The 23,647-nt window shown below is 43.7% G+C and carries 26 protein-coding genes and 1 riboswitch; of the genes, 18 read left to right on the forward strand and 8 right to left on the reverse strand.

Annotated elements, in window-relative coordinates:
* The 12 genes from BLP92_RS12380 to BLP92_RS12435 all read left to right on the forward strand — a co-directional run bounded on the left by BLP92_RS12380 (position 1) and on the right by BLP92_RS12435 (position 7,274).
* Positions 1-342 (forward strand): BMC domain-containing protein, encoded by a 342-nt coding sequence (locus tag BLP92_RS12380; protein ID WP_244516832.1) that lies wholly within the window; start codon positions 1-3, stop codon positions 340-342.
* Positions 342-653 carry a BMC domain-containing protein gene (locus tag BLP92_RS12385; protein WP_090843274.1) on the forward strand — a complete coding sequence of 104 codons (312 nt, stop codon included), beginning with the start codon at positions 342-344 and terminating at the stop codon, positions 651-653. Before BLP92_RS12380 ends, BLP92_RS12385 begins: the two co-directional genes overlap by 1 nt.
* The gene (locus tag BLP92_RS12390) at positions 643-966 is read left to right on the forward strand and encodes a BMC domain-containing protein (protein WP_175444282.1); all 324 of its coding nucleotides are present in this window, start codon (positions 643-645) and stop codon (positions 964-966) included. Before BLP92_RS12385 ends, BLP92_RS12390 begins: the two co-directional genes overlap by 11 nt.
* The gene (locus tag BLP92_RS12395) at positions 959-1,264 is read left to right on the forward strand and encodes a BMC domain-containing protein (protein ID WP_090843276.1); all 306 of its coding nucleotides are present in this window, start codon (positions 959-961) and stop codon (positions 1,262-1,264) included. Before BLP92_RS12390 ends, BLP92_RS12395 begins: the two co-directional genes overlap by 8 nt.
* A 1-nt stretch (position 1,265) precedes the next feature.
* The gene (locus BLP92_RS12400) at positions 1,266-1,541 is read left to right on the forward strand and encodes a BMC domain-containing protein (RefSeq protein WP_090843277.1); all 276 of its coding nucleotides are present in this window, start codon (positions 1,266-1,268) and stop codon (positions 1,539-1,541) included.
* A gap of 23 nt (positions 1,542-1,564) precedes the next feature.
* Positions 1,565-2,227: a phosphate propanoyltransferase gene (locus tag BLP92_RS12405; protein WP_090843278.1), complete on the forward strand. Its 663-nt coding sequence runs from the start codon at positions 1,565-1,567 to the stop codon at positions 2,225-2,227.
* A complete protein-coding gene (locus tag BLP92_RS12410) occupies positions 2,227-2,493 on the forward strand; it encodes a EutN/CcmL family microcompartment protein (RefSeq protein ID WP_244516834.1) in 267 nt (88 codons plus the stop codon). Before BLP92_RS12405 ends, BLP92_RS12410 begins: the two co-directional genes overlap by 1 nt.
* Positions 2,494-3,215: 722 nt before the next feature.
* Positions 3,216-4,547: a CoA-disulfide reductase gene (locus BLP92_RS12415; protein ID WP_090843279.1), complete on the forward strand. Its 1,332-nt coding sequence runs from the start codon at positions 3,216-3,218 to the stop codon at positions 4,545-4,547.
* A 15-nt stretch (positions 4,548-4,562) separates the two neighbouring features.
* Positions 4,563-5,411, forward strand: coding sequence for a CoA transferase subunit A (locus BLP92_RS12420; protein WP_090843280.1), 849 nt, complete (start codon positions 4,563-4,565; stop codon positions 5,409-5,411).
* Positions 5,408-6,139, forward strand: a complete 732-nt coding sequence (locus BLP92_RS12425; RefSeq protein WP_090843281.1) for a CoA-transferase subunit beta — start codon at positions 5,408-5,410, stop codon at positions 6,137-6,139. Before BLP92_RS12420 ends, BLP92_RS12425 begins: the two co-directional genes overlap by 4 nt.
* A 443-nt stretch (positions 6,140-6,582) precedes the next feature.
* Positions 6,583-6,924: a PadR family transcriptional regulator gene (locus BLP92_RS12430; RefSeq protein WP_090843282.1), complete on the forward strand. Its 342-nt coding sequence runs from the start codon at positions 6,583-6,585 to the stop codon at positions 6,922-6,924.
* Complete coding sequence (locus tag BLP92_RS12435) at positions 6,924-7,274, forward strand: DUF1048 domain-containing protein (protein ID WP_090843283.1); 351 nt, start codon at positions 6,924-6,926, stop codon at positions 7,272-7,274. Before BLP92_RS12430 ends, BLP92_RS12435 begins: the two co-directional genes overlap by 1 nt.
* A 465-nt stretch (positions 7,275-7,739) precedes the next feature.
* On the opposite strand, the gene BLP92_RS12440 is transcribed toward BLP92_RS12435, so the two are convergent.
* Positions 7,740-8,219 (reverse strand): GNAT family N-acetyltransferase, encoded by a 480-nt coding sequence (locus tag BLP92_RS12440; protein ID WP_090843284.1) that lies wholly within the window; start codon positions 8,217-8,219, stop codon positions 7,740-7,742.
* A 591-nt stretch (positions 8,220-8,810) separates the two neighbouring features.
* Here BLP92_RS12440 and BLP92_RS12445 point away from each other — a divergent pair.
* The 4 genes from BLP92_RS12445 to BLP92_RS12460 are packed head-to-tail and all read left to right on the forward strand — an operon-like array spanning position 8,811 to position 13,599.
* Positions 8,811-9,515, forward strand: coding sequence for a response regulator transcription factor (locus tag BLP92_RS12445; protein WP_090843285.1), 705 nt, complete (start codon positions 8,811-8,813; stop codon positions 9,513-9,515).
* Positions 9,502-10,890 (forward strand): sensor histidine kinase, encoded by a 1,389-nt coding sequence (locus BLP92_RS12450; protein ID WP_090843286.1) that lies wholly within the window; start codon positions 9,502-9,504, stop codon positions 10,888-10,890. Before BLP92_RS12445 ends, BLP92_RS12450 begins: the two co-directional genes overlap by 14 nt.
* Positions 10,891-10,948: 58 nt before the next feature.
* Positions 10,949-13,135 carry an MMPL family transporter gene (locus BLP92_RS12455; RefSeq protein WP_090843287.1) on the forward strand — a complete coding sequence of 729 codons (2,187 nt, stop codon included), beginning with the start codon at positions 10,949-10,951 and terminating at the stop codon, positions 13,133-13,135.
* A 5-nt stretch (positions 13,136-13,140) separates the two neighbouring features.
* Positions 13,141-13,599: a hypothetical protein gene (locus tag BLP92_RS12460; protein WP_090843288.1), complete on the forward strand. Its 459-nt coding sequence runs from the start codon at positions 13,141-13,143 to the stop codon at positions 13,597-13,599.
* Positions 13,600-13,846: 247 nt separating this feature from the next.
* Here BLP92_RS12460 and BLP92_RS12465 read toward each other — a convergent pair whose 3' ends face one another.
* From BLP92_RS12465 to BLP92_RS12480, 4 genes are all read right to left on the reverse strand, one after another.
* The gene (locus tag BLP92_RS12465; protein WP_090843289.1) at positions 13,847-14,899 is read right to left on the reverse strand and encodes a homocysteine S-methyltransferase family protein; all 1,053 of its coding nucleotides are present in this window, start codon (positions 14,897-14,899) and stop codon (positions 13,847-13,849) included.
* A gap of 109 nt (positions 14,900-15,008) precedes the next feature.
* Positions 15,009-15,110, reverse strand: a riboswitch (SAM riboswitch).
* Positions 15,111-15,351: 241 nt separating this feature from the next.
* Entirely contained in the window at positions 15,352-16,197 is an 846-nt protein-coding gene (locus BLP92_RS12470) for an aldo/keto reductase (protein WP_090843290.1), read from the reverse strand.
* Positions 16,198-16,313: 116 nt separating this feature from the next.
* Positions 16,314-17,084, reverse strand: a complete 771-nt coding sequence (locus BLP92_RS12475) for an alpha/beta fold hydrolase (protein WP_090843364.1) — start codon at positions 17,082-17,084, stop codon at positions 16,314-16,316.
* A 328-nt stretch (positions 17,085-17,412) separates the two neighbouring features.
* On the reverse strand, positions 17,413-18,339 hold the full coding sequence (locus BLP92_RS12480) for an AEC family transporter (protein ID WP_090843291.1): 927 nt from the start codon (positions 18,337-18,339) through the stop codon (positions 17,413-17,415).
* 251 nt (positions 18,340-18,590) lie between these two features.
* On the opposite strand from BLP92_RS12480, the gene BLP92_RS12485 reads away from it, so the two are divergent.
* Positions 18,591-19,583 (forward strand): tRNA dihydrouridine synthase, encoded by a 993-nt coding sequence (locus BLP92_RS12485; protein WP_090843365.1) that lies wholly within the window; start codon positions 18,591-18,593, stop codon positions 19,581-19,583.
* A 358-nt stretch (positions 19,584-19,941) separates the two neighbouring features.
* Here the strand turns inward: BLP92_RS12485 and BLP92_RS12490 are convergent, their stop codons facing one another.
* Positions 19,942-20,304: a toxin-antitoxin system HicB family antitoxin gene (locus tag BLP92_RS12490; protein WP_090843292.1), complete on the reverse strand. Its 363-nt coding sequence runs from the start codon at positions 20,302-20,304 to the stop codon at positions 19,942-19,944.
* Positions 20,305-20,631: 327 nt separating this feature from the next.
* Entirely contained in the window at positions 20,632-21,906 is a 1,275-nt protein-coding gene (locus tag BLP92_RS12495; RefSeq protein WP_090843293.1) for an RNA-guided endonuclease InsQ/TnpB family protein, read from the reverse strand.
* Between the two features lie 550 nt (positions 21,907-22,456).
* Between BLP92_RS12495 and BLP92_RS12500 the strand changes: the two genes are divergently transcribed.
* Positions 22,457-22,774: a hypothetical protein gene (locus BLP92_RS12500; RefSeq protein WP_090843294.1), complete on the forward strand. Its 318-nt coding sequence runs from the start codon at positions 22,457-22,459 to the stop codon at positions 22,772-22,774.
* A 374-nt stretch (positions 22,775-23,148) separates the two neighbouring features.
* Here BLP92_RS12500 and BLP92_RS12505 read toward each other — a convergent pair whose 3' ends face one another.
* Entirely contained in the window at positions 23,149-23,547 is a 399-nt protein-coding gene (locus BLP92_RS12505) for a GerW family sporulation protein (RefSeq protein ID WP_090843295.1), read from the reverse strand.
* Between the last annotated feature and the right edge of the window lie 100 nt (positions 23,548-23,647).

The following is a 23,647-nucleotide window of genomic DNA, read 5'->3' on the forward strand; positions in this document are numbered from 1 at the left end:
ATGGTGGACACGATGAATAAAGCATTAGGTATGCTCGAAGTACTCGGCTTCAGTGTTGCCATCGCTGCAGCGGATCAAGCAGTGAAATACGCAGACGTTACGATTGAAGGAATTGACTGTAATAATCCGATAGAGGGGGACAAGGCGGAGATCCCCCTGGTTGTTCAAGTGAAATTTAGAGGGGACATAGCCAATGTGGAAATGGCAATGCAAGCTGCAAGAACGAAAGCGCTGAACTATCTGTCTGAAGATGTTGTGAAAACAACGATTATCCCGAAAACCGATAACCGTATGGCGGGTCTATTAACCAATGGCAAGGTGAAGAAGAAGGTGATCGGATAATGAATTACGACAAGCTTTCATTCGGCTTCATTGAAGCCCGGCAGTATGTGGAGGCTTTGGTTGTTCTTGATCACATGCTCAAGTCAAATCACATTGAACTTGAGTCATTGGAACAACTCGGTTCCGGGTATCTGACAATAGTGATAAAAGGTGATTTGGCCTCGGTGCAGATGGCGGTGGAAGAAGCGATGAATTGTTCATTGACGGGTGATATCTCTGGGCGGGTTATCGCCAAGCCTTACCCGGGCTGGGAACGAATGATAACTAAATATCAGCAGGGCATGCAAAGAGGTGATGAAGATGGTAGTTGAACAATATGATGCAATCGGCCTTATTGAAGTAAAGTATTTCACGCTGGCATCTCAGCTTCTTGACGCCATGTGCAAGGGATCTGAAGTCGTTTTCGTCTCCAGTGAGAACGATCTCGGCGGAAGACTAGTGACGCTCGTAATTGGCGGTACGATTGAAAATGTGCAGGCGGCCCTTGATATTGCTGTCACGATAAGCAGTCAGTTTGATGGTCACTATTTGATGAACACCGTGCTGATTTCCCAGCCATCAGATGAAATCATGAATTATCTTGGCGAAGAACGTAAAAAAAAGGAGGATACTAACAATGAGTGAATCTGTAGGATTTATCGAAACTAGAGGCTTAACAGCGGCCATTGAAGCAGCGGACGCCATGTTAAAAGCGGCAAATGTTCAAATTGTAGGCAGTGAGAAAATTGGATCTGGACTGGTTTCTGTTATGGTGCAGGGTGATGTGGGTGCAGTGAAAGCAGCGACCGAAGTTGGTTCAGAAGCAGCCCAAAGAATTGGAGAACTTGTCGCTGTTCATGTCATTCCTCGTCCGCATAGTGATTTGGCAAGACTGTTACCTAAACAAGATATAAAACAAGATGCAAAACAAGGAGGAAAATAATATGAACCAGTCACTCGGGATGATTGAAACCAGAGGATTAACAGCAGCTATTGAAGCAGCAGATGCCATGCTTAAGGCAGCGAATGTGGAAGTGGTTGGCAGCGAGAAGATCGGATCCGGACTCGTCACAGTCGTGATCAAGGGCGAAGTAGGAGCTGTGAAAGCTGCTATCGATGTAGGCAGTGAAGCGGTTGAAAGAACAGGTGAACTGGTTGCTGCGCACGTAATTCCAAGACCGCACGACGATGTAATAAAAATTTTACCCATGATGAAATAAATGATAAGGAGTGATATGACGGTATGAATCAAATGCAGATTGAGAAAGAAATCTATCGTTCGATAACGAAGATCTTAGAAGAAAAGGGCATACAAATTGTTCTCACTCAAAAGATCCCAATCAGTGTTTCAGCCCGTCATGTTCACTTATCTCCAGAACATGTGGAAACTCTTTTTGGAAAAGGATATTCACTGACTTATTTCCGGAACATTTCCCAGCCTGGTCAATATGCATGTCAAGAAAAAGTAAGTATAGAAGGACCTAGAGGACGCATTGACAATGTCAGAATCCTTGGTCCCTCAAGAGGCCAGACACAAGTTGAGGTCTCAATGACGGATGCAAGGAAATTAGGTCTCAAACCACCGGTGAGAAGGTCGGGAAACCTCGAAGGTTCAGAAGCCGTAACCCTGATTGCAATCAATGGCAGGAAGTTAAGCCTGTCGGAAGGGTGCATCATTGCCGATCGTCATGTTCATATGACTCCTGAGGACGCAAGCAGGTTTCACGTTATGGATGGCGACCGGATTGCTGTGAAGGTTTCTGGTGAAAAACCAGGGATTATGGGGAATGTCACCGTTCGCGTAAAAGACACATATAAACTTGATATGCATATAGATACAGATGATGGAAATGCCTTCCTGATCCAAGGGTCAGAATCAGGTGAAATCGTAAAAGAAAGTTGGTGATGAACATGTTAATGGGAAAAGTCATTTCCAACGTCGTCTCGACACGAAAATTAGATTCGCTGCAGGGCTATACGCTGCTGGTCATCGAATTGATGCATCAAAAACAGAAAGAATACCGGGTTGCTGCAGATATCATCGGAGCTGGAAAAGGGGAATATGTCCTTCTGTCCACAGGTGAGCAAGTTAAACACGGGCTTCACCGCGACACCCCCGTGGATATGCTGGTCGTAGGAATTATTGATAGCAAACCTATAGTTGAAAGCTAAAGTCATGAAGAGAATCCTGTGGTGTTAGTTTATGAGACGGAACATCATCAGATCGACAAAATATACATTAAGGAAACCTTATATTTATCTCCATTTTTTGCCGGGATTATGTTTGGTCCGCAGAAAAGATAAAACCCTCCTGCCCATTTGCAAGGACAACTAAGATTTCAGAAATGATGAATATCGCCAAAAACGCTAAAAGTTCTTCGTCCTGCAATGCTTTAAAGGAAGCGTCGAGTAAAATCTTTTTTTGATATTCTGTCGTAGAGGTTTTACTTCGATGTCTGTTTCTTACATAAGACAGGGCTGATTGATTTTTGCTGGGATATTGGTGTTGAAGCCCAGGAATCGCATTGTTTATGGCAGTTCTAAGGAGACCTACGCCAGTGAGGAGTACAAAGGATCACTGCAATCCAATGTCGTCGCTTGTGACGTGAGGCGGACAGTTTGGTTTTGCGATGAACGAACAAGCTATGCGTGCTAACCGGTGTTGGCAACGACCGATGATGGAGATTCAAATCAATATCTATGGTGGCGTGTATACCCTGAACTTTTTAAAGATGTCACGAGCCATTACCGGTAAGAAGCGATAAAGGTGCGCTTTCGATACCTCTCTACAGGGAAGGCGCGAAAGCATTTCATGGTAAAGAGACGGCAAGAGAAATGTTTGAACAAGACAAGGATGACACGCCAGCCATCCTGGTGAAGGAGGAGGAAACCCCATGAAGCTTATTGTAATCGGAGGTATCGCGGCGGGAATGTCGGCCGCATCCAAGTTAAGACGGATGAATGCTGACGCAGAGATTGTCGTCTATGAGAAAGGTGCCTTCCCCACTTATGGGGCGTGTGGACTGCCGTATTATATTTCAGATGAAAATGACGACCACAGACGGATGATTGCCAGGTCAGTAGAAGAATTCCAAAAACAGAATATTCAAGTGAACTTGAACCACGAAGTTGTGAAAGTGGATTTTGACCGACAGCAGCTCATGGTGAAAGACCTGATAACGGGTTCAGTTTGGATCGATCCTTATGATCGTTTGATGATCTCCACAGGAACATCACCGATTATCCCTCCAGTGCCGGGAATAGACAATGACTATGTCCGGGTGTTAAAAACCATGGAAGATGGACTTGGTATGAAGGAACGACTTCAAGGCGATGACGTTTCCGATGTTACCGTTATCGGAGGAGGGTATATCGGGATTGAGATGGCTGAAGCGCTTCGAACGATGGGCAAACAGGTTCGTGTGATTGAAATGGCGAAGAGAATACTGATGCCTTTTGACCCGGAAATAGTAGACATTGCACAAAAAGAGATGGAAAAGAATGGCGTCAGTCTCCATCTCTCAGAAACGTTGAAAGAGATTCATGAAACAGGTGCAAAGCGAAAGGTCGTCACAGACCGAGGAACCTACGAGACTGATTATATCGTGCTAGCCACCGGCGTACGCCCAGCGACATCTCTCTTTCATGCGACGCCGTTACGGTTGGATCAGCGAGGTGCCATCATAGTTGATAAAGAAATGAAAACGAACATACCTGGCGTCTTTGCGGCGGGTGATTGTGCAACGGTTTATAACAAAGTAAAAGATGAAACAGATTTCATTCCCCTTGGAACCAATGCAAATAAATGCGGGAGAATCGCAGGAGAAAATATTGCCGGGGCAAGGCGTAAATATACAGGAACCCTTGGCAGTGCAGCCATAAAACTATTTAATCTGGAAATGGGTCGTACGGGTATGAGCGAGTCTGAGGCAGAAGAGCGGTATGACGAAATTTCCACGGTGACTCTGACAGCAAGAGACCATCCTCAGTATTATCCTGGCTCCGTCCCTCTTGAATTAAAGCTGATTTGTGAGAAGCGGACGAAAAAAATCCTTGGAGGCCAAATCGTCGGTGAAAAGGGTGCCGTGTTAAGAGTAGATCTTATTGCTCTTGCTGTTCATAACGAAATGACGACAGATGAATTAGGAATGGTCGATTTTTGTTATGCACCGCCCTTTGCTGGTGTTTGGGATGCCGTTCATATTGTTAGTAACGCAGTAAAATAATTGGAGGTCATAGAGATGTCGAAACGCATGGAACTTGAAGAAGCAATCAAACAGTTTATCAGACCGGGAAGCCGGCTTTGTTTCAGCGGTAACGCGCTTCATCGTGCGCCTATGGCAGCTGTGAGAGAAATTGCCAGGCAGGAGATCAGCAAACTCAAGATCGTAAAAACAGCAGGCGCACTTGATATTGATCTGTTATGCGCAATGGGCCTGGTAGACACTGTGGATGCGGGTTTCGTCAGCTATGAATCCGTCTACGGGCTATGCATGCACTACCGCAAAGGCGTGGAAGAAAAGCGAATCACAGGAAATGAGCATGCTTGCTACACGGTCCTATGTGCTTTGAGAGGCGCCATCATGAATGTACCTTTTATGCCGGTTCATGGCCTGCTGTACAGTGATCTTCTCGTGGAGAATGACTATTTCAAAGTAGTCGATGATCCCTTTGGCGGTCAGGAGCCTGTTACTTTGGTTAAAACACTCAAACCAGATGTCGCGATTATCCATGTCCATCAGGCTGATGAACAGGGTAACGCCATCATCAACGGGGCAAAGTATGATGATGAGATTATTTGGAGAGCGGCAGATCATGTGATTATCACAGCTGAAAAAATCATCCCATCATTAAAAGGCACGTACGGGAAAAAGACGATTGATATCCCTGGCTTCATGACCGATGCGGTGATTGAAGTACCCGGTGGGGCCAAACCGTGCAGCTATGAAGGACTTTATGAAGTAGATCACCGTATGCTGAAGAAATTCCTATCGGGCAGGGAGAAAAAGGATCACCAGATTTGGCTTGATAACTATGATCAAACTGATCGAAAAGGTCTACGTCAACAAGCAGGAGGATTTAGACGATGAGGGACAAAATGGCTTATACAACAGCAGATATGATGACGTGCGCGATGTCGCGGCTTCTTCAAGACGGAGAAGTAGCGTTCCACGGGGTATCTTCACATATGCCCATGGTCTCCATGATGTTAGCCAAGGCACTTCATGCTCCTTCTATGGTGCATTTGAACATCCCTGGTGGCGTGAACCCTTCAACTCTTCGAAATACAAGTTATTCCTCGGCAGGTACGGAATTGGTGCGCCACAGTGAATCCACTTTCAGTCTCCTGGACGTATTTGATCTGTCTATAAGAGGCAAATTGGACGTGGCCTTTCTCGGAGGTGTTCAATTTGATCAGCACGGTCATGTAAATGCTTCGATTATCGGTACACCGGATAATCTAAAGGTGAGACTGCCAGGAGGAGCAGGAAGCGCAGTGTTGATACCTACGGCAAAAAAGGCGATTGTCTGGAGAACGAAGCATGACGTCCGTACATTTGTAGAACATGTGGACTTCATTACAACAAAAGGAAACTTGTGGAAAATAGTCACGCCCCTGTGTGTTTTTGATTATTTTAAAGGAAGGTTAGTTCTTGATTCCATCCACCCTGGAACGACAGTCGAAGAAGTTAAAGCCCAGACCGGATTCAAAATACACGAAACAGAAGTTCCGGTAAATGCCGCCCCAACGCAGCAGGAATTAAATACTCTAAGAAAAATTGACCCGAACAATTTACGGGCAATTGAATTTAAGTGAAAAAGGTGCCTGAAACCAGGTGCTTTTTTTGTACGCCGAAAATGCCAGATCTTAATTAGAAGATGTTAGCAATTTCATGTAAATTAACGTATACCAGAAGGGGACACAATATTTTTCGAAAAGAACTTACATATTAACCTGAGTAAAATAGAAAATTATAAGTTTCAGTTAACAAACTTTTTTTAAGAAGAATAATTCGATATTGACTATATAACACTTTGCTTATAATTTATCGATGGTCGCAACAAATGCACTGAGAGAAGTCCTGTACGCGGAGTAGATTCTGTGGGATGAATAAAGTTTATGGAACAACTGTCTAATCATTTACTCATTTATAAAGAAACAGGCTTGACTATTGCAGTATTCAGTATTACTATATACTAGTAAGTAGTATTAATGAATACTGTATTGCAGATTTTATGATATTTGGGAGGAGGGTTCGTTTGGATAACAATACGGAAATGCTCAAGGGAGTTCTGGAAGGCTGTGTACTGGAGATTATCAGCCACGGCGAGACTTACGGTTACGAAATTACGCAGCAGCTGAGAGAACTCGGTTTTGAAGATGTGGTAGAAGGCACAGTCTACGCAATTACCATGCGGCTGGAGAAAAACAACCTGGTCGATATCGAAAAAAAGCCATCCACGAAAGGACCGCCCAGAAAATTTTATATGCTCAATGAAGCGGGAGAAGAACACCTGAAAAATTTCTGGAAGAAGTGGGAGTTCGTATCAAGCAGAATGACTGAACTGAAAATGAATGCAAAATCGAAAGGAGAATCATGATGAGTATATTTGAAAAAATTATTGGAAATCGGAAAGAGAAGCGGGAATGGAAAGCGATGGAAGCACGGGCGAAAGCTTTGCCGCTGGAGTACCAAAACGCTTATAAAGCAATTAAAGAATATTTGTGGAGCTCGGGCGGTCTGTCTGATTGGGAAGATATAAAACGAATTTTTGGCGGGATTCTGGATATGTTCGAAGAAGGTGCAGCTGATGGAAGAAAAGTAACTGACCTTACTGGAGAGGACGTTGCCGCTTTTTGTGACGAACTGCTCAAAGATACTGTTACCTGGCACGACAAGTACCGAGAAAAATTAAACAAAAAAATAGGGCAGAACAACGGAGAAGTATAATTGTCTTTTGCCCAGATTCGAGTGAATGAGCAATTTCATGAATAGTGCAGTCTCTATAGAAATTCAGCCGCAGAAGTGAAACTGAGAAAATAACAATCTTATTTTCCGGTTTTTATTTTACTTCAGTAGTCAGTAATACTGATTATCATTGTTACTATATAGTTCGGCAAAAGTACTATCTAAGCAGGTGTATTATTCTTTCCTGGATTATAACTGCAGGTTGTCCGTTTGTTCGCTGAGAACCAGAATGGAACCTTTATCGTACATGCGATCGTGAGATATTCAAATTGGAGACAGCTTCACTTGCACTGCTGATTCATAAAGGTATTTTCTTTTTATTAGAATCTTCTATTCTTAGTCGAGAAGAAGATTCTTTTTTGTGTGAAAAGTGAATGTGAAGTTTACTGTACATATCACATGAAAAAAAGGAAGTTCCAATTCGAGGAATTTTCTTTGGGAAAATAGTTAAAGAGCAAGGCTCTTACCTGCGCTTTTATTTAACTGCCAGTAGAGCATTTGGTTATCCTTTTTCATTTTTACCATGTTTAGTTTTTTTAGTACTTTTATGGATGGGATATTATCCTCCAGACATTCAGCTATTATTTTATGTACCGAATCAGCGTTAAATGCCCATTCAATAAGACAATTTAATGCCTCTGTTGCGTAACCCTTGTTTTGTTCTGCAGAGGTAATGCCATATCCTACTTCCAGCGAATTATCTTTATCAGGTTTCCCCTTAAACCCTATATCCCCAATGATATTATTTGTTTGTTTATCAATCACAAGCCAGACTCCCCAGCCTAAAGCAGATGCATCTTTTTTAACTTCCTCGAGATACATTTCAATGTGAGGTCCAAGCTCATATCCCTTCGTAGCATAGATTAATAATGTTTTGTCAGTACAAGGGGTAAGTATAAGCCTTTCAGTTTGCAGCGCTAAATTCATTTTCTTTCTCCTTTTTATTTTTCAATTTTACTAACATTTCTTACGAGGAGGGAACTGCCCAGCTTGGCTGATCGGATCCTCTTTAAATCTTATACAGCCGAACATTTTAAGTATACTATAATTTACTAAATTTAGGATTTGTTTTCCTTGAATAATATAGTTTTATTTCTAATAAATTCCAAGATTATTCTGGATAATACAATTGTTTATTTAGTCCAGAATGCAAAAATTCTACAGGAGCTCTTTTGCGCCACAGTATATTTATAAAACGAAAGAGCAAAAAATGATATTAAGTTATAAAAGAAGGAGCAGGTGGCATTTTCACAGATTTATGTCACTGATTGACCAATTTTTTAAAGTACAGCAAAAAAACCGTCCGCTGTAAGAGAGAACGAAAGCATTTATCCAGGAGCAGTGCCGGCAGATATAATAATCTTCAGCTTGAACTCAACTTGCGCACGAGAGTTATGAGAAGGCCTGAAAAGAAATACTTTCCTTGGTTGTTAACACTCTGTTCATATTGCTGTGTAAAAATAATAACTGTTGCAGTATGCTGAAGGCAGAATGTAATTGAAAGAGGAGCTGTGAGTGATGAAACTTCCCGTGAAGATACTGATAATTGAAGATGACCCGAATATTTCTGACCTGATTTCTATGTATGTCAAAAAAATGAATTTTGAGCCGCTTATTGCAGTCGATGGTGGTGCAGGTCTGGAAATGTATTATGACATGTCCCCGCATTGTATAATCCTGGATCTGATGCTTCCGGAAATTGACGGCTGGGAAGTCTGCAGAATGATTCGTCTCGATGATAGGCATATTCCTATTCTCATGCTCACAGGAAAAGGAGAAAGCTACGATATTGTAAAAGGACTGGAAATAGGAGCAGATGATTATATGGTTAAACCATTTGATCCAAATGAACTCAGTGCAAGAATAAAAGCCATGTTAAGAAGGGCAGGGATAACGGACAATCAGCAGGAGGAACTTGTTTTTTCGAATATGGAGATTAATAAGCGTGATTTCAGGCTCCGGGTGAATGGCACAAACGTAGAAACAGCACCACGGGAGATGGAATTGCTCTACTATTTTGCTGTACATCGAAATCAGGTGCTCTCCCGGCGGCAGCTTCTCGACAATGTATGGGGGTTTGAATTTGAGGGAGATCCCCGTACGATCGATGTACATATAAAGCGCGTACGGGATAAGCTTCATCGTCATCAGGCATCATGGTCCATTACAACGATCCGGGGAATCGGTTACAGATTTGAGGAAATACATCATGATAAAAACTAAAACACTTTTCACAAAACTTTTCCTCAGTTACTCAATGATTATTTTTCTATCTTTCACCTTGTTTGGACTTGTGTTCATCTACATTTTTCATTTGAATCTTTACGATGATTATGAGGAATTGTATGACTTTCATTACGAACGGCTGCAGGAACAGATTGCTCAAAGTGCAGAGGAAGGCTGGTCGGATGAGGAGACAGCGGACCTCATACAGCCGTCACTGCACCACCGGAATTACAATATATTCATCTACGATAATACAGGGGAATTGTTCATTCAGCCGGAAGGCGACGCTGAATATGAACCGGACCAGGAAATCATTCTCACTGCTTCTGATGAATTCGTTTCTGAAGGAGCTACTATGAATGGGAATTTAAGTTATATTATTGCAGATTCCTTCTCAGTGCCTGGTAATGAAGAGACATATGTGGCTGTTATGGTGTTCCATGATCTTAATCATCAATATCAACAGATGGCACTCATGGTGCTGATTCCTTTCATTATTACAATCGCTTTTTCCGGAGGAATTATTTATTTCATATCACAAAAAATTACAGCCCCTCTCCGGCATATGAATGAGGCAGCACTCCAGCTTGCAACCGGTGATTTTTCCCGCAGAGTAACGGTCTCTTCCCGAGATGAAATCGGACAGCTGGGAGACACGTTTAATTATATGGCGGAAGAATTGAACAGTCTTGAAAAAATGCGCAAGGAATTCATTGCAAATGTTTCCCATGATCTGCGATCGCCGCTTACTTCAATGAAAGGATTTATTGTCGCGCTGCTCGACGGCACCATCCCGGAAAATAAACGGGACCATTATTATCTCCTGATGAAAGAAGAGACAGAACGAGTGATTCAGCTTGTAAATGACACGCTCGATATGAGCCGGCTGGAAGCAGGACAGATAGAAATTGCGCCGGCCCCATACAACTTAACGAGACAGCTGCAGCGTATCGCTGTGCTCCTCGAACCGCAGCTGGAGAGAAAAGGTGTGGGAATTCAGCTGGAGCCTGAAGATACAGACCTATTCGTGGTGGCTGATAAAGATAGAATCGAACAGGCACTCGTAAACCTGTTGCATAACGCACTGCAGTTTTCCCTAAATGGGGAAACAATCCGTATCCAGCTTGAAACAACAGGAGATATGCTGGCAGTGCATGTCCAGGATGAAGGAAAAGGTATTCCGGAAGCACAGCTGAAGCACATTTGGGAACGATTTTATAAAGGGGAGAAGTCCCGGACGGGAAAGGGCGGCACCGGCATCGGCCTCTCTATCGTAAAATCGATAATGGAGCTGCATAAAACGGAAATCACTGTAAAAAGCAAGCTTGGCCAAGGAACAGTCTTTACGTTTCAGCTGCCACTGAAAAAATAACGTCCTGCAGCGGAGTTCATTCAATTATACGCAGTAATATATTATAAGGAGAGAAATGATGAAGTTCTTATTGAGGCTTACCTCCAGCAGAAAAGCAGTATGGATAACAATTCTTCTATGGGTGTTTGCCGCCGGCGCCTTAAGCATTGCCCCTTCCGCAAATGATCATACGATAAATACAGGGGAAAATGATCTGCCTGTACAGGCAGATGCTGTGATTGCTGAAGAAAAAATACAGGAATATTTCCCGGAGGATGATGGGCAGCTGGCCCTCCTCGTCTTTACACAGGAAACAGAATGGAACAATGGATCAGGATGGGAAAATATTGCAGTGATCACCGAATGGATTGCCGATGATTTTCCTTTAGATACAATTGATGAAGCAGTGCCGTTCCATGAATTTCCAGAGGGGGCTCGTTCAGCGTTCCGATCTGAAGACGGCACTACGATGGTGCTTCCGGTTGTTTTAGAAAGCGGCCTGGCAATGGAAGAAATAAATGATACAGTAATGGAAATTATGCAGCAGGGTGAGGAAACTCTGGAACAGGGAGAGCTGTATGTTACCGGTCCTGCAGGGATAGCTTCCGATACAATTGCTATTTTTTCTAATGCAGATCTGACACTTCTTTTTTCTACGATCGGTCTCGTACTTTTACTTCTGATCATTATTTACCGATCACCACTGCTTGCATTTATTCCGTTGGCAGCGGCGGGTATTGTATATCAAATAACTGACCGCGTCCTCGGGATGTTTGCAGCAAACGAAATTTTTACGATTGAAACACAGTCGCTGTCGATTGTGATGATTCTGCTGCTAGGTGCTACCACAGATTACAGCCTGTTTATCTTTTCCCGTTTCAGGGAGGAACTCCGGCTGCAGAAAAATAAGTTTGTTTCCATGACCAAAGCCGTGGACGGCGTAGCAAAACCAATATTCTTCAGTGGAGGTACGGTGTTTGCTGCCATGCTTGTCTTATTACTGGCACAGTATGGACCTTACAATAATTTCGCATATACTTTTGCTGTTACTATCGCTGTAGTGCTGCTTGCTGGACTGACACTTATCCCTGCCCTTTTTACAGCAGTTGGGCGGAGGGCATTCTGGCCGATGATTCCCAAAGTAGGTGAGAAAACACTGGAGAAGAACCGGTTCTGGGGCGGTATAGGCAGTCTCGTAACGAAGCGCCCGATACTTACCGGCAGTCTGGTACTTATTTTTCTCGTGATCAACGCGTCAAATGTACCCACAATTCAACAATCATTTAACCTCATTAATTCTTTTCCGGAAGAAATGCAGAGCCGCGTCGGTTTTGAGGTAATGGAAGAAAGCTATCCGGCGGGGGACCTGGCACCGGTGACTGTGATATTAGAAAGTGAAGATGGTTTTGATTTACATGAAGCAGAGTGGGAGTATATAGCAAAACTTGAACAACTTCTCCGTGCTGATGACGGAGTCTATGAAGTGACATTTCTTTCGTTGGAGGAAATAGAAGAAAATAACAATCTGGATGCAACCGGGCACGCACTGAGCGGGCAATTGATCATGGCGCAGCATCCGTATGATCATGCTTCCCTTGATACAGTAGAACGGCTGAATCAGCAGCGGCAAGAACTTCTTGCAGAGAGCGGCCTTCCTCCGGAAGAATTCAGTTTATTCCTGGCAGGAGAATCGGCAAAGCAGGCAGATGTCCGTGCACTAAACGAGAGAGATACGCTCGTCGTTGCAATGACAGTGACCCTTGTGATTACGCTCATGCTGTTCTGGCAGACACGCTCGCTCATAGCACCGCTGTATATGATGGCTACGATTCTTCTTTCCTACTTGTCTGCACTGGGTCTAAGCTGGTTTATTTTCCACAACTTGTTTGGTTTTGAGGCAATGAGCTACCGGATCCCACTTTATGCATTTGTATTTCTCGTAGCTCTTGGAGTTGACTATAATATTATGCTGATTTCCCGTATACGAGAGGAAGCAAAATACTACAGCACCAACTTTGCCGTGAAACGCGGGGTCGCACTGACCGGCGGAGTTATTTCCTCTGCAGGACTTATACTGGCCGCAACTTTCGGGGTGCTGATGACACAGCCGCTGATGGAATTATATATGTTCGGTTTTATCGTAGGTCTGGGCATTCTGCTGGATGCATTCCTCGTCCGGGGAATACTCGTACCAGCGATTGTAACGGTTCTTGGAAAATGGAACTGGTGGCCCGTCCATGAAAAAAACTTTGAAGAAAGGAAGTAGAGAAAATGTATTCTTTATCTTATATTATTCATATTATCGGGGTGGCATTATGGCTGGGATCCTTTACTGCCTTCGGGTTCCTGCTTCAATCACTCGTCCGGGAAGACGAACCGATGAAAAATTACCGCAGTGTTATTAATAAAATCAGAATATGGATTAATTACGGGGTGCTGCCGGGAGCGGTGGTAGTGATGCTGACGGGAGTGTATATGATCCTGCAGCTCAACCGGGAGACACTGCCGTTCTACATGATCTTTATGGAGCAGGCAGGCTCCATGATTGTGCTGCTGACGGTGGTGATGCTTTCTGTGTACAGCCGCAGATTGAAGAAGAAACTGGAGGGAGAAACGCTGAAAAAAGATAAAACGCTGGAAGCATTAAGTCTGGCGCATACCAATTATATGTTCAGTTCTGCTGCACTCGTTTTGCTTGTTATCATTGTAGTAGGGATGAGAATAAATTAATGAAAGTGCGTGTTCCAGTCAGGGACACGCACTTTGACTTTTAACGGATATTGATCTGTGAAAAGCATAGATAAAAGAGGATTTGTATCCTCCGTAAACTACATGGTGCGTAAGGAACCGACAAAAAATTTCTGTTTTTCTTAAAAACGAAAACTGTATACTTATGACTCTGCAAAGGAGAAAATTGAAAATCCAAACGGCCCATGTCCTTCACAAGGTTAATAAAAAGATAGGTGCATCTGCTGTTTTACGCTTTGGAACGATAGTTTAAATTATGCTGTTTTAACGTCTTGTCTTTACCGAACAGAAAATGTTTTTCCATATCCGGTGAATAGCGGGAGTTGATCGTTTCCAGACCGCAGGCTTCTGCCACTGCACGTATCATGGCAGGGGAGGCACCGCAGCACAATCCGATGTAATTGATCCCGATATCCTTTGCTTCCTTCGCCCATTCTGCCAGCTCGTACCGATTATGGGAAAGCGGCTCGAGCGCCGTCGGGAAAGTGGTTTCTGTCGGCAGGTGACAGCTGCATCCGCCATCGGGCAGATTGAAGAATGTCGGATGTTCTTCCGTCGTCCGGTAAGGAACGGGGAGGCCTCCTGTATAGCCGGTTACCTGTTTACGTATTTTTTCTAAATACGGCTGCATCGTATCCGGTCCGCGGAAGCAGTTCATCCCTACGACCAGTGCCCCTTTTTCGGAAAGCACCTGGCAGGAATCTTCTACGGTATACCCGTCCCGCAGGATGTTTTCGCCCATCAGTCCCAGCAGAATCACCGCGGGCAGTCCCTGCTTCTGGATTTCTTCGAGGGCGATGACTGCTTCCTCGTGGTAGTAAAACGTCTCCGCATGTATATAATCCACACCCTCTTCTTTACACCAGCCGATCATCTCCGCGAACATAGCGCGGACTTTTTCTTTCGATTCCGGGTCCTCCGGATCGAAAATATTCGTATTGGAAATATTCCCGGCAACGAGTGCTTCTTCCGTGGGGTGTTCTTTTGCCACTTCTTTCGCCAGGCGGATGGCACTTCTGTTCAGCGGTTCGAGCAGCTCTTCCTTGCCGATGATGCGCATTTTTTCTCTGTGGGCATTGTAGGTGAAAGCGAGCACCACATCAGATCCTGCCTTCATAAAATCACGGTAGGTTTCCTTCAGCGCGTCCGGATTCTCCAGTGCCACTTCCGGCACAAACGAGCCCGCCTGCAAATAGCCTCTGCGTTCCAGTTCAAATAAAAATCCTTCTCCGGCAATGACCGTTCCTTCTTGCAGTCGTTGTTCCAAGCTTCGTTTTGTCATGTTATTCTCCCCTTTTACCTATTATCTTGCTCCCGCCATTGTCTTATGAAAAAACAAACCCTCTTCTTAATCAAAAGAAGAGGGTTTGGCGAATGACGACAAATTGCTCTTCTTATCTTCAAGCCTGCTGCTTCTGGAATTAGCACAGTACTATTACTAGTCTGCTGCTGAAGTGTCAAAGGGCCAGTCCCTCCACTTCTCTGGATAAGAAAAAATGCATATTTAATTGGTGATTATCAGAATACAGCTGCAATTGGGAAAAGTCAACCATCTAAAAACCATTTCAAAATTTCAGGACTTTTTCACAAGCAGTTATAGGAAGAAGAGAAGATACTGACAGATCTCAAAGACAGACAGCTTCGACCCGTTTTAAAAAGTCCGCAGCAGGCAGCTGTGATATGCTGCTTTGCTCTGCGGACTTTAACATGAAGCTTCAAATATTATATTTTTCGTTAAAATTCCTCATACTCTGCAGGATCCTGATCATTCAGCCTGCCGTCTGCTTTTGTCAATTCAGAGATTGCTTTCATATCTGAATCACGGAGGGAAAAATCAAAAATAGAGATATTCTCGAGCTGTCTTTCCGGCGATGCAGACTTTGGAATCGAGACAGCACCAAGCTGATAATGCCAGCGAAGTACTACCTGTGAAATGGTTTTGTTATGGTCTTCTGCAATCTGCTGGAGCGTATTGTTTTCCAGAATATCTTTTGCTTTTGCAAGCGGACTCCAGGACTGGGTAACGATCTGGTGCTGTTCGTGCCATTCTCTTTGTTCCTTCTGGTTAAAGAAAGGATGCAGCTCCACCTGATTGAGGCTCGGCTTTTCTCCGGTTTCCTTTTCGAGACGTTCAAGATGCTCCGGCAGAAAATTACAGACGCCGATAGAACGGATCATGCCGCGTTTTTTCGCTTCAATTAATCCCTGCCATGCTTCCACATACTGATCCTGCTTCGGGTTCGGCCAGTGGACGAGATACAGGTCATAGTAATCCAGGCCAGCGCGGTATAAAGATTCCTCTACTGTTACGAGCGCCTTGTCATATTCCTGGTAGCGGCCGGGCAGCTTAGAAGCAATCCGCAAATCTTTCCTCGGCGTGCTGCAGCGTCTGACTGCTTCTCCAACAGTACCTTCGTTTTCGTAGTTATAAGCCGAGTCGATAAGACGATATCCTACCTCATCTACTGCGTGCTGTATCGCCTCAGCACCCTGCTTTCCTTTCAGCTGATATGTACCTAAACCGAGTACAGGCAGGGTCATGCCATCGTGCAGCGTGATTTCTGGAATGGATCTGCTCATATTAAATTTCCCCTTTCTATTTTTTTGAGATTACCATGAAATTGAAAACTTTTCTAATGATTGTTAGAAGTGGTGCACGCCCAGAAATGTTAAAACGTTAACGATAAAACAGGAGTTCAGCGAAAATCATTTGCTATGGCTTCCTTTTCCAGCCATTCTTCCAGCAACATGTGAAACAGTTCGGGATTTCCTAAAGAAACACCGTGTCCCATGTTAGGAATAATGAGTCTTGTGCAGGCAGGATTGCTTTCTACAATTTCATCAAAAGAATCCTTCATGATGCGCCGCTCTTTTTCTCCGACGGTTACGAATAGACGAGCCTTTGTTTGATGAAAATCAGTGGGGAGGAAAAATGACATATTTTCCTGCATCACTCTTTGAAAAGTCTCTCTGCTTATTTGCCTGCTTTCTTCAAAATACGTCTTAATCTGATAATCTTTTAAATACATGGATTTAGCTTGAATTTTTGAAAAGGTTCTATTTTTAATCAGTGGGAATGCCAGCATCATCGATTGGATTAATGGAGTTGCTAACGGCAGCGGCTTTACTAACGCACTATTAATCATTGCAAAATCAATCAGCTTCGGCTGCTTACTGATCATGGCAATTAATATTTGTGCACCTAACGAAAATCCTATCACTATGACCTTTTTTTCTTTACTTTTTTCTTTAATCAGCACATTAATTTCTTCCGCAGAACTGTCGATTGTAAACAGTGAGCCCTCTGTATTCTTCCCATGCTCCGGAAGATCCGGAACCAGGCAGTGAAAGGTTGAACGAAAGTGCTCAACCTGTTTTTCCCACATCCAGCCACTTACTCCGCCGCCGTGGATAAACACTATCATTACAGCATTCTCTTCTCCATATTCTTTATAAAACAAGGCAATATCCCTCCTGTATCTCAAGAATTTTTATTAAAAGGAATTTCATGCAAAATAGGGAATATATGATATATTCATTGTACACGAGAGGATGCTGATCATCTGAATTTCAGGTGATATTTTTAAAAATCTTTATTTATATCAGTAAATTAGAGAAATAGGGAAGAGATAAGATTGTTTTTTCAATACTTTCTATCTCTAATACTATTATTTACTGCTCTCTCAGTGATATTACTTGTACTGTCGTTTCAGTACTGTAGAGGTTTTTAAACATAGAGAGTAGAGGAAGAAGTAATACTTATAAAAAAACGTCACTCAAATGCTGGATTACGTCTTACCCTCCAAAGAATATTCTCGACAAATAAATCACGACAGAAACGGTGAATGCGCTGAACAGCGTTGAAAACAGCACCACCTGTGAAGCATATTCGGGGTGGATTTTATATTCCTGTGCAATGATCGCACTGTTTACCGAGGTTGGCATGGCGGAAGCAATAAACAGTGCCTGGGCCATGACGCCTTCGACGGGAAGCAGCCAGATAATAACAAGCGCCACTGCCGGTCCGATAATCAGTCTGGCACCGATGCTCCAGTAAATCGAAGTAAGATGGGTTGTAATTTTAAACTGTGCCACCTGTGCGCCAAGCGTAATGAGTGCCATGGCAATCATGGCATCCGCCACGTAATTCGCGGGAGTCCAGATAAACTCAGGAATGCCGATGTTCCAGTAGTTGAGCGTCACTCCGAGAAGCATCGCATACAGCACCGGCATTTTAAAGTAGCCCGCAGCTGCCCTTAAGCGCCCGATATTGGCTGCCTGGAGGGAGAAAATACCGTAGGAAAAGAGAAAGATATTCTGGAAGGTAAGGATAATCACCTGAATGGACATCGCAAACGGATCCCCGCGGAAAACAAGGTCGTTTACCGGCACGCCGTAGTTGCCCGAGTTGAAAAACATAAGGCTGTTCGTAAAAGTTGTCTTTTTCTCCTTCAGTCCGAGCGCCCGGCCGATTCCTTCTCCGAGAAAATATAACAGCAGACAGTAGAGAACGAAAAATAACAATACATACCCGAACAGGGAAGCCGCAATTTCGGTTTCGTACAGCTGCACGAAAATAAAGCCGGGTACGAGAAAGTATATATTTAATTTCGCGAGCGTCTGCAGATTCATCTGGAATTTTATCTGGAGGACATATCCTACAGTCATAATCACAAATATCGGCAGGATAATACTCTGGAAAATGATCATAAATTCTCCCAAGAAAGTTCCTCCTTTCCATCTTTATCCATGGTACCGCGCACTTCTCCGTGGCGCAAGAAGGTTCTCGTACCTTCAGGAGAGAAAAGGAATACTGCCCCTTTGCACAAACGCCTGATTTGTGTAAAATGTATAAGGTTACGTATAATTGAAATAACTTTAAAAATATGACATTTGCCGATAGATAGACAACTAAGAAATGTTAAATGAAGGGCGGACCCTTTATTTTATATACGAAAGGATTGGAATATAATATGAAAGAAAATTTTTGGGCAGAACTGCCAAAGCCGTTTTTCGTACTGGCGCCGATGGAAGATGTAACGAATGTAGTTTTTCGTCATGTAGTGGCTGAGGCAGCAAGACCCGATGTGTTTTTTACAGAATTTACGAATACCGACAGCTACTGCCATCCGGAAGGAATCTACAGTGTACGCGGGCGCCTCACGTTTACCGAGGATGAACAGCCGATGGTTGCACACATCTGGGGAGATAAACCCGAGAACTTCCGGGAAATGAGTATCGGCATGGCGGAGCAGGGATTTAAAGGGGTGGACATTAACATGGGCTGCCCTGTGCCGAACGTTGCCGCGAAAGGGAAGGGCAGCGGTTTGATCCGGGAGCCGGAAAATGCAGCTGCGATTATCCAGGCAGCAAAAGCCGGTGGACTGCCGGTCAGTGTGAAAACAAGACTTGGCTATACAGACGTAAGCGAGTGGAGAGGCTGGCTGACCCACGTACTGAAGCAGGATATTGCCAACCTGTCGATTCATCTGCGCACGAAAAAAGAAATGAGCAACGTCGACGCGCACTGGGAGCTGATCCCCGAGATCAAGGCCCTCCGCGATGAAATTGCACCGAAAACGCTCCTCACGATTAATGGTGATATTCTTGATTACCAGACCGGTATCGAGCTTGCCAATAAATACGGCATCGACGGCGTCATGATCGGGCGGGGGATTTTCAAAAATCCGTTCGCGTTCGAAAAAGAACCGAGAGAGCACAGCACAAAGGAAATGTTTGACCTCCTGCGGCTGCACCTTGATCTTCACGACAAATATTCCACAGAAATCGAGCCGATTTTATTCAAGCCGCTCCGCCGTTTCTTTAAAATCTACATCCGCGGTGTCCGCGGCGGGGGAGAATTAAGAAACCAGCTGATGCAGACGGAGACGACCGATGAAGTGCGGGAACTGCTCGATGCGTTTGAGGAAAAGGTAAGGGAGAAAGAAAAACAACTGCATGTCTAATGCACGGAATTAACATTAGAAATAATTTATAAAAAGCCAGCAGACCTTTTTAGAAGGAGGTCTGCTGGCTTTTATTGATGCATTTCTTGAAAGATAAAAAAACAAATAACCGGCAGAGCGAAGGGATGGGACTTCTGGCGGGTCAGCACGAGCCGAAGATCAAATCGATCCGAAAGGAACGATTTAGCTGAGGCCGTGCCCGCAGGAAAGCATCATCCCGGGAGTGAAGCCGGGCTTATCAAAGTATTCTGCTAATCATACTTCACCTACAAAATATCAACTTAATATACATTTTGAGATCGCTTTCTGTTTTGAAATACAAGGATAGAGCTTAATCGCAAAAAAGCAGTTGGTGCCGTTACTTACTCAGCTTATGAATCAAATACTGATTTAAAGATACGCCTTCCAGCTTCGCAGCTTGACTTAAATTGCGGTGAAGGCTCTTTGGCATGCGGATTCTCAGGTTCCCGCTGAATTGATCATCACCTATCGGTTCAGGAATCGGATCGCCGTCTTCCAGCATATCCTCGATAAATCCTTCTAACACTTCCGAGACAGCAGCATATGCTTCTTCTTTTGTCTCTCCAGTTGCGATGCAGCCATCAAACTCCAATACTCTGGCAGCATAGTATTGGCCAGCTTCATCATGAATTGCTTTTAAAATGATATTATATGGCCGTTCTAAATATTCTTTCAGCTGTTTCTTTTCTAAAGTACTCATCTTATGCCATGACTGTAAAGTGGGTTTGGAAACAGGGGAATCACTCTTCCCCTATTCGTTTCAACAGTTCTCTGATTAAGTAAGGTTTCAAAGGTTTTTGTCTCGGCAAAGGCCAGCGATCTTCAAAAGTATAGTTTATTAAAGATATGATGACTTCCTTTGATCCTTGCCAATTCATAGCCATAAGCTTGTCAACAACCCATGACTGAAGTCACGGGCTTGTGAGGTCTTGCGACCTCTGGAATTCACAGCGGACTACAAGGCGAACGCCTTGCCCTTTAAACCACGCAAGAGGTGCTGTTTGGGCTCCAAGCAACCCGTCCTTGTTTAAGCAGATATGTGTGATTCGTGTAGGTGTCGTTCTCCGTATTGTTTAAGGTTGAATGCCGCATTGATGTCGCGATCGTGAGCAACTTCGCACGATGGGCATTTCCAGTAGCGAATACCCACGTCCCCTTTTAGCAAGGTGTTTTTACAACCACAGCACGAACATAATTGCGTAGAAGGAAACTGCTTCGGTGCTTTGACAAAGCGCCTTCCTCTGTCTTCCAGTTTATATTGGAGATACAGGCGAAAGGTTCCGAATCCATTATCCTGCTGGTTTTTCGCATATCGTTTGTTTTGACTGAGCGACCGAAGGTCGATATCTTCGACTACGACCATGTCATAACGCCGTGCCAGTGCATAAGATTTTTTATGCAACCAATCTTTCCGCTGATTCGCTACCTTCGTTTGTAAGCGTGCCACTACAAGGCGTTGTTTCTCCCAGCGGTTCGACCCTTTTACTCGTCGTGACAACAAGCGTTGTTCGTTCGCCAATCGTTCTTCTGCCTGTCGATAATATTGCGGGTAATTGGCTTTCTTACCCTCGCTGTCGACAAAAAAATGAGATTGGGAATAATCGATGCCCAAGATCTGTTTGGGTTGTTTTATGAGCGCTATTTCTTTTGGGAATGCCACACAGAGAGATACGTAGAATTTCCCTTGTGCATTTACAGACACCGTGACGTTTTTGATACTACTTCCCTTTGGCAGGGGGCGGTGCATATTTAATGTTAAAGCAACTTCGTTCATCGGAGATTTCTGCGCCGTAGGAAGATACAGCACTCCCTCTCTGATAGAGATTGTCCCGTTTTGGTTGAACGTCGTGTAACTCGCTTTGCTTCCTTTTTTGCTATGAAAACGAGGCATCCCTTGGAGGTCACGGAACGTCAGTTCCGTCCTCAGTGTCTTTTGACGTTGCAACGCAGATTTCTTGAACTGCTTCTTATACGCAATTTTATTAAAGGCGGAAATGGCTTTCTGAAAGTGTTGTTTTGCCTCGTTCGAGGCGAATGCATCTACGAGATAAAGATACGGAAATCCATGTTCATCCACACACTGTTTTTTGAACGTGGAAACAGAAGGCATTTGCATCTTTTTCATGGATGGTAAGCGCTCCCCAGGCTGGTAATCATTCTTTTCCAGATAATCGTATAAGTGCGCTACATGCAGGTTATAGAGTTTGCGAGCCGCACCGAAACATTGACGAAGATATGTTTCGACTTCCTTAGATGCAGGCATCGCAGCATACACATATCCACGTTGTACGATTGTTTCCATGATCTCCACCACCTTGTTCTTTCTTATCTAGGGTTTGCATCTATGGGAATACTTGTTGTTTGTGTTCTGTAGCAATAAATTAACTAGGGTTTCATTAAAATTTTTCGGATATCCGCCCTCATGAAAAGTATATCACAAGGAACAGAAAAAAAGTCGGGCGAGGGGTACTTGCGTTCCCCTCGCCCGAAGCCGATTCATCTCATGACTGAAGTCACGAGGGTTCTCGGCTATTTCCTAAAACCTTTTTCATTTCTGAGAACGTTATGTTATTCGGTTGACGTTTCATTTTATCAACCAGTTATTCCACTCCAGCAATGATTCACCTCCTTTTACTCTTGTGATTATGGTACCGTATACGGTGTCGCAAAGAGATTAGGATATATAATTTTCAATTCCATATTTCAACTAAAAAGTATCAGTTCCCGTGGTAGAATTAAAAATGAAAAATTTAGAAGTAAGAAAGTTTAGATCCTTAATTATTTCTTTTAAAAGCTCGACTTAGGTAGATCACATAAAATTACCCGGAAGAAAACAGAAAGGGGAATCACTGATGGAGTTTGTGATGGAAATGATACCGATTCTGCTGCCAATCATTTTCGTTGGAGTGATGGCATTATTTGTAGTTATGCGGATGAAGCAGAAATACAAGCAGGGGACGCTTGGGAAGAAAAACTCAACACGGGCGCAGACTCTGCTCGATAGCCTGATTCCGCTGGGGATGGTGATTGGCTGTTGTTCCGGCATGGTGTTAAGCTTCATTTTTACTTTCTCTATTTCTTATGGATTAAGCTTGGGCGCCGCTCTCGGGCTCCTTGGCGGGTATATTGGTTACGAAATTTACAGCAGGGAAGAGGAAAGTTATTCCTAAAAATCCGTATTGTACATAATAAAAAAAGGGATTTTAAATGGTGGATATACTTGTCATAAGACAGAAAAATAGACCTCCTTAAGCCTTCGCAAGTTTAAGGGAGATCTATTTTCAACGAAACCTGAGCCAGCCACTCTTTGAGTGAGCCAGTTGTAAGTGACCGTAGACGTTAGCGCATCTGCGGTTTTTTCTGTTATGTGTAATATAGCGAATTTAGTTTAAACTCTTACGTAATCTTAACAACCTGGAATCTGGCCGCAGCCACTTCCCACTACTTGAAACCATCTTTAAAAATCCTTTATTTCGGGTGAAATTCAGCTGCTGTAAGTATAAAAAGCTTCTTTGGGATTGTGGTCATTCTCTCGCACAATAAATTATTTTGATTTAGCACCGAACAGCATGGCAATCCCCGTGATAATCACAGGAATAATGAAAATCAGTTCCAGCGGGACTACCGGTTTGTACGTTGTTTTTTCATCCGTTATGTCATACACACCAACCGGTTTAATTGAAAACTGGCCGCCGCCTCCAACCCCGCCGCTGCCTTTTTTATTTTCATCTCCGTCTTCATAGCCACTCCCGGCGCCTACGCTGTACTTCACTTTTGCCACTGGCAGGATCGTCCGGTGTTCAAGTTTAATCGGATCCCCGTAAACAAGTGTCACGTCTCTTTTTTCGGCAAACTTATCAAAGATGGACTTAAGGGGGAAGCTTTTCGGTAGTTTTTCTTCGCTCATGTTTATCACTCCTCTTGTATAGTAGTACTTATCCATTCCCCACGTCTCCCTTCTTTCCCTTTTAATATTGGAAATTATTTTCCTGTACAGAGAACGTTAGTAAGCTTTAAGTGAACAGACGTTAGAAGCACTCTCT

The sequence above is a fragment of the Alkalicoccus daliensis genome (assembly GCF_900103955.1).
Lineage (GTDB): Bacteria > Bacillota > Bacilli > Bacillales > Salisediminibacteriaceae > Alkalicoccus > Alkalicoccus daliensis.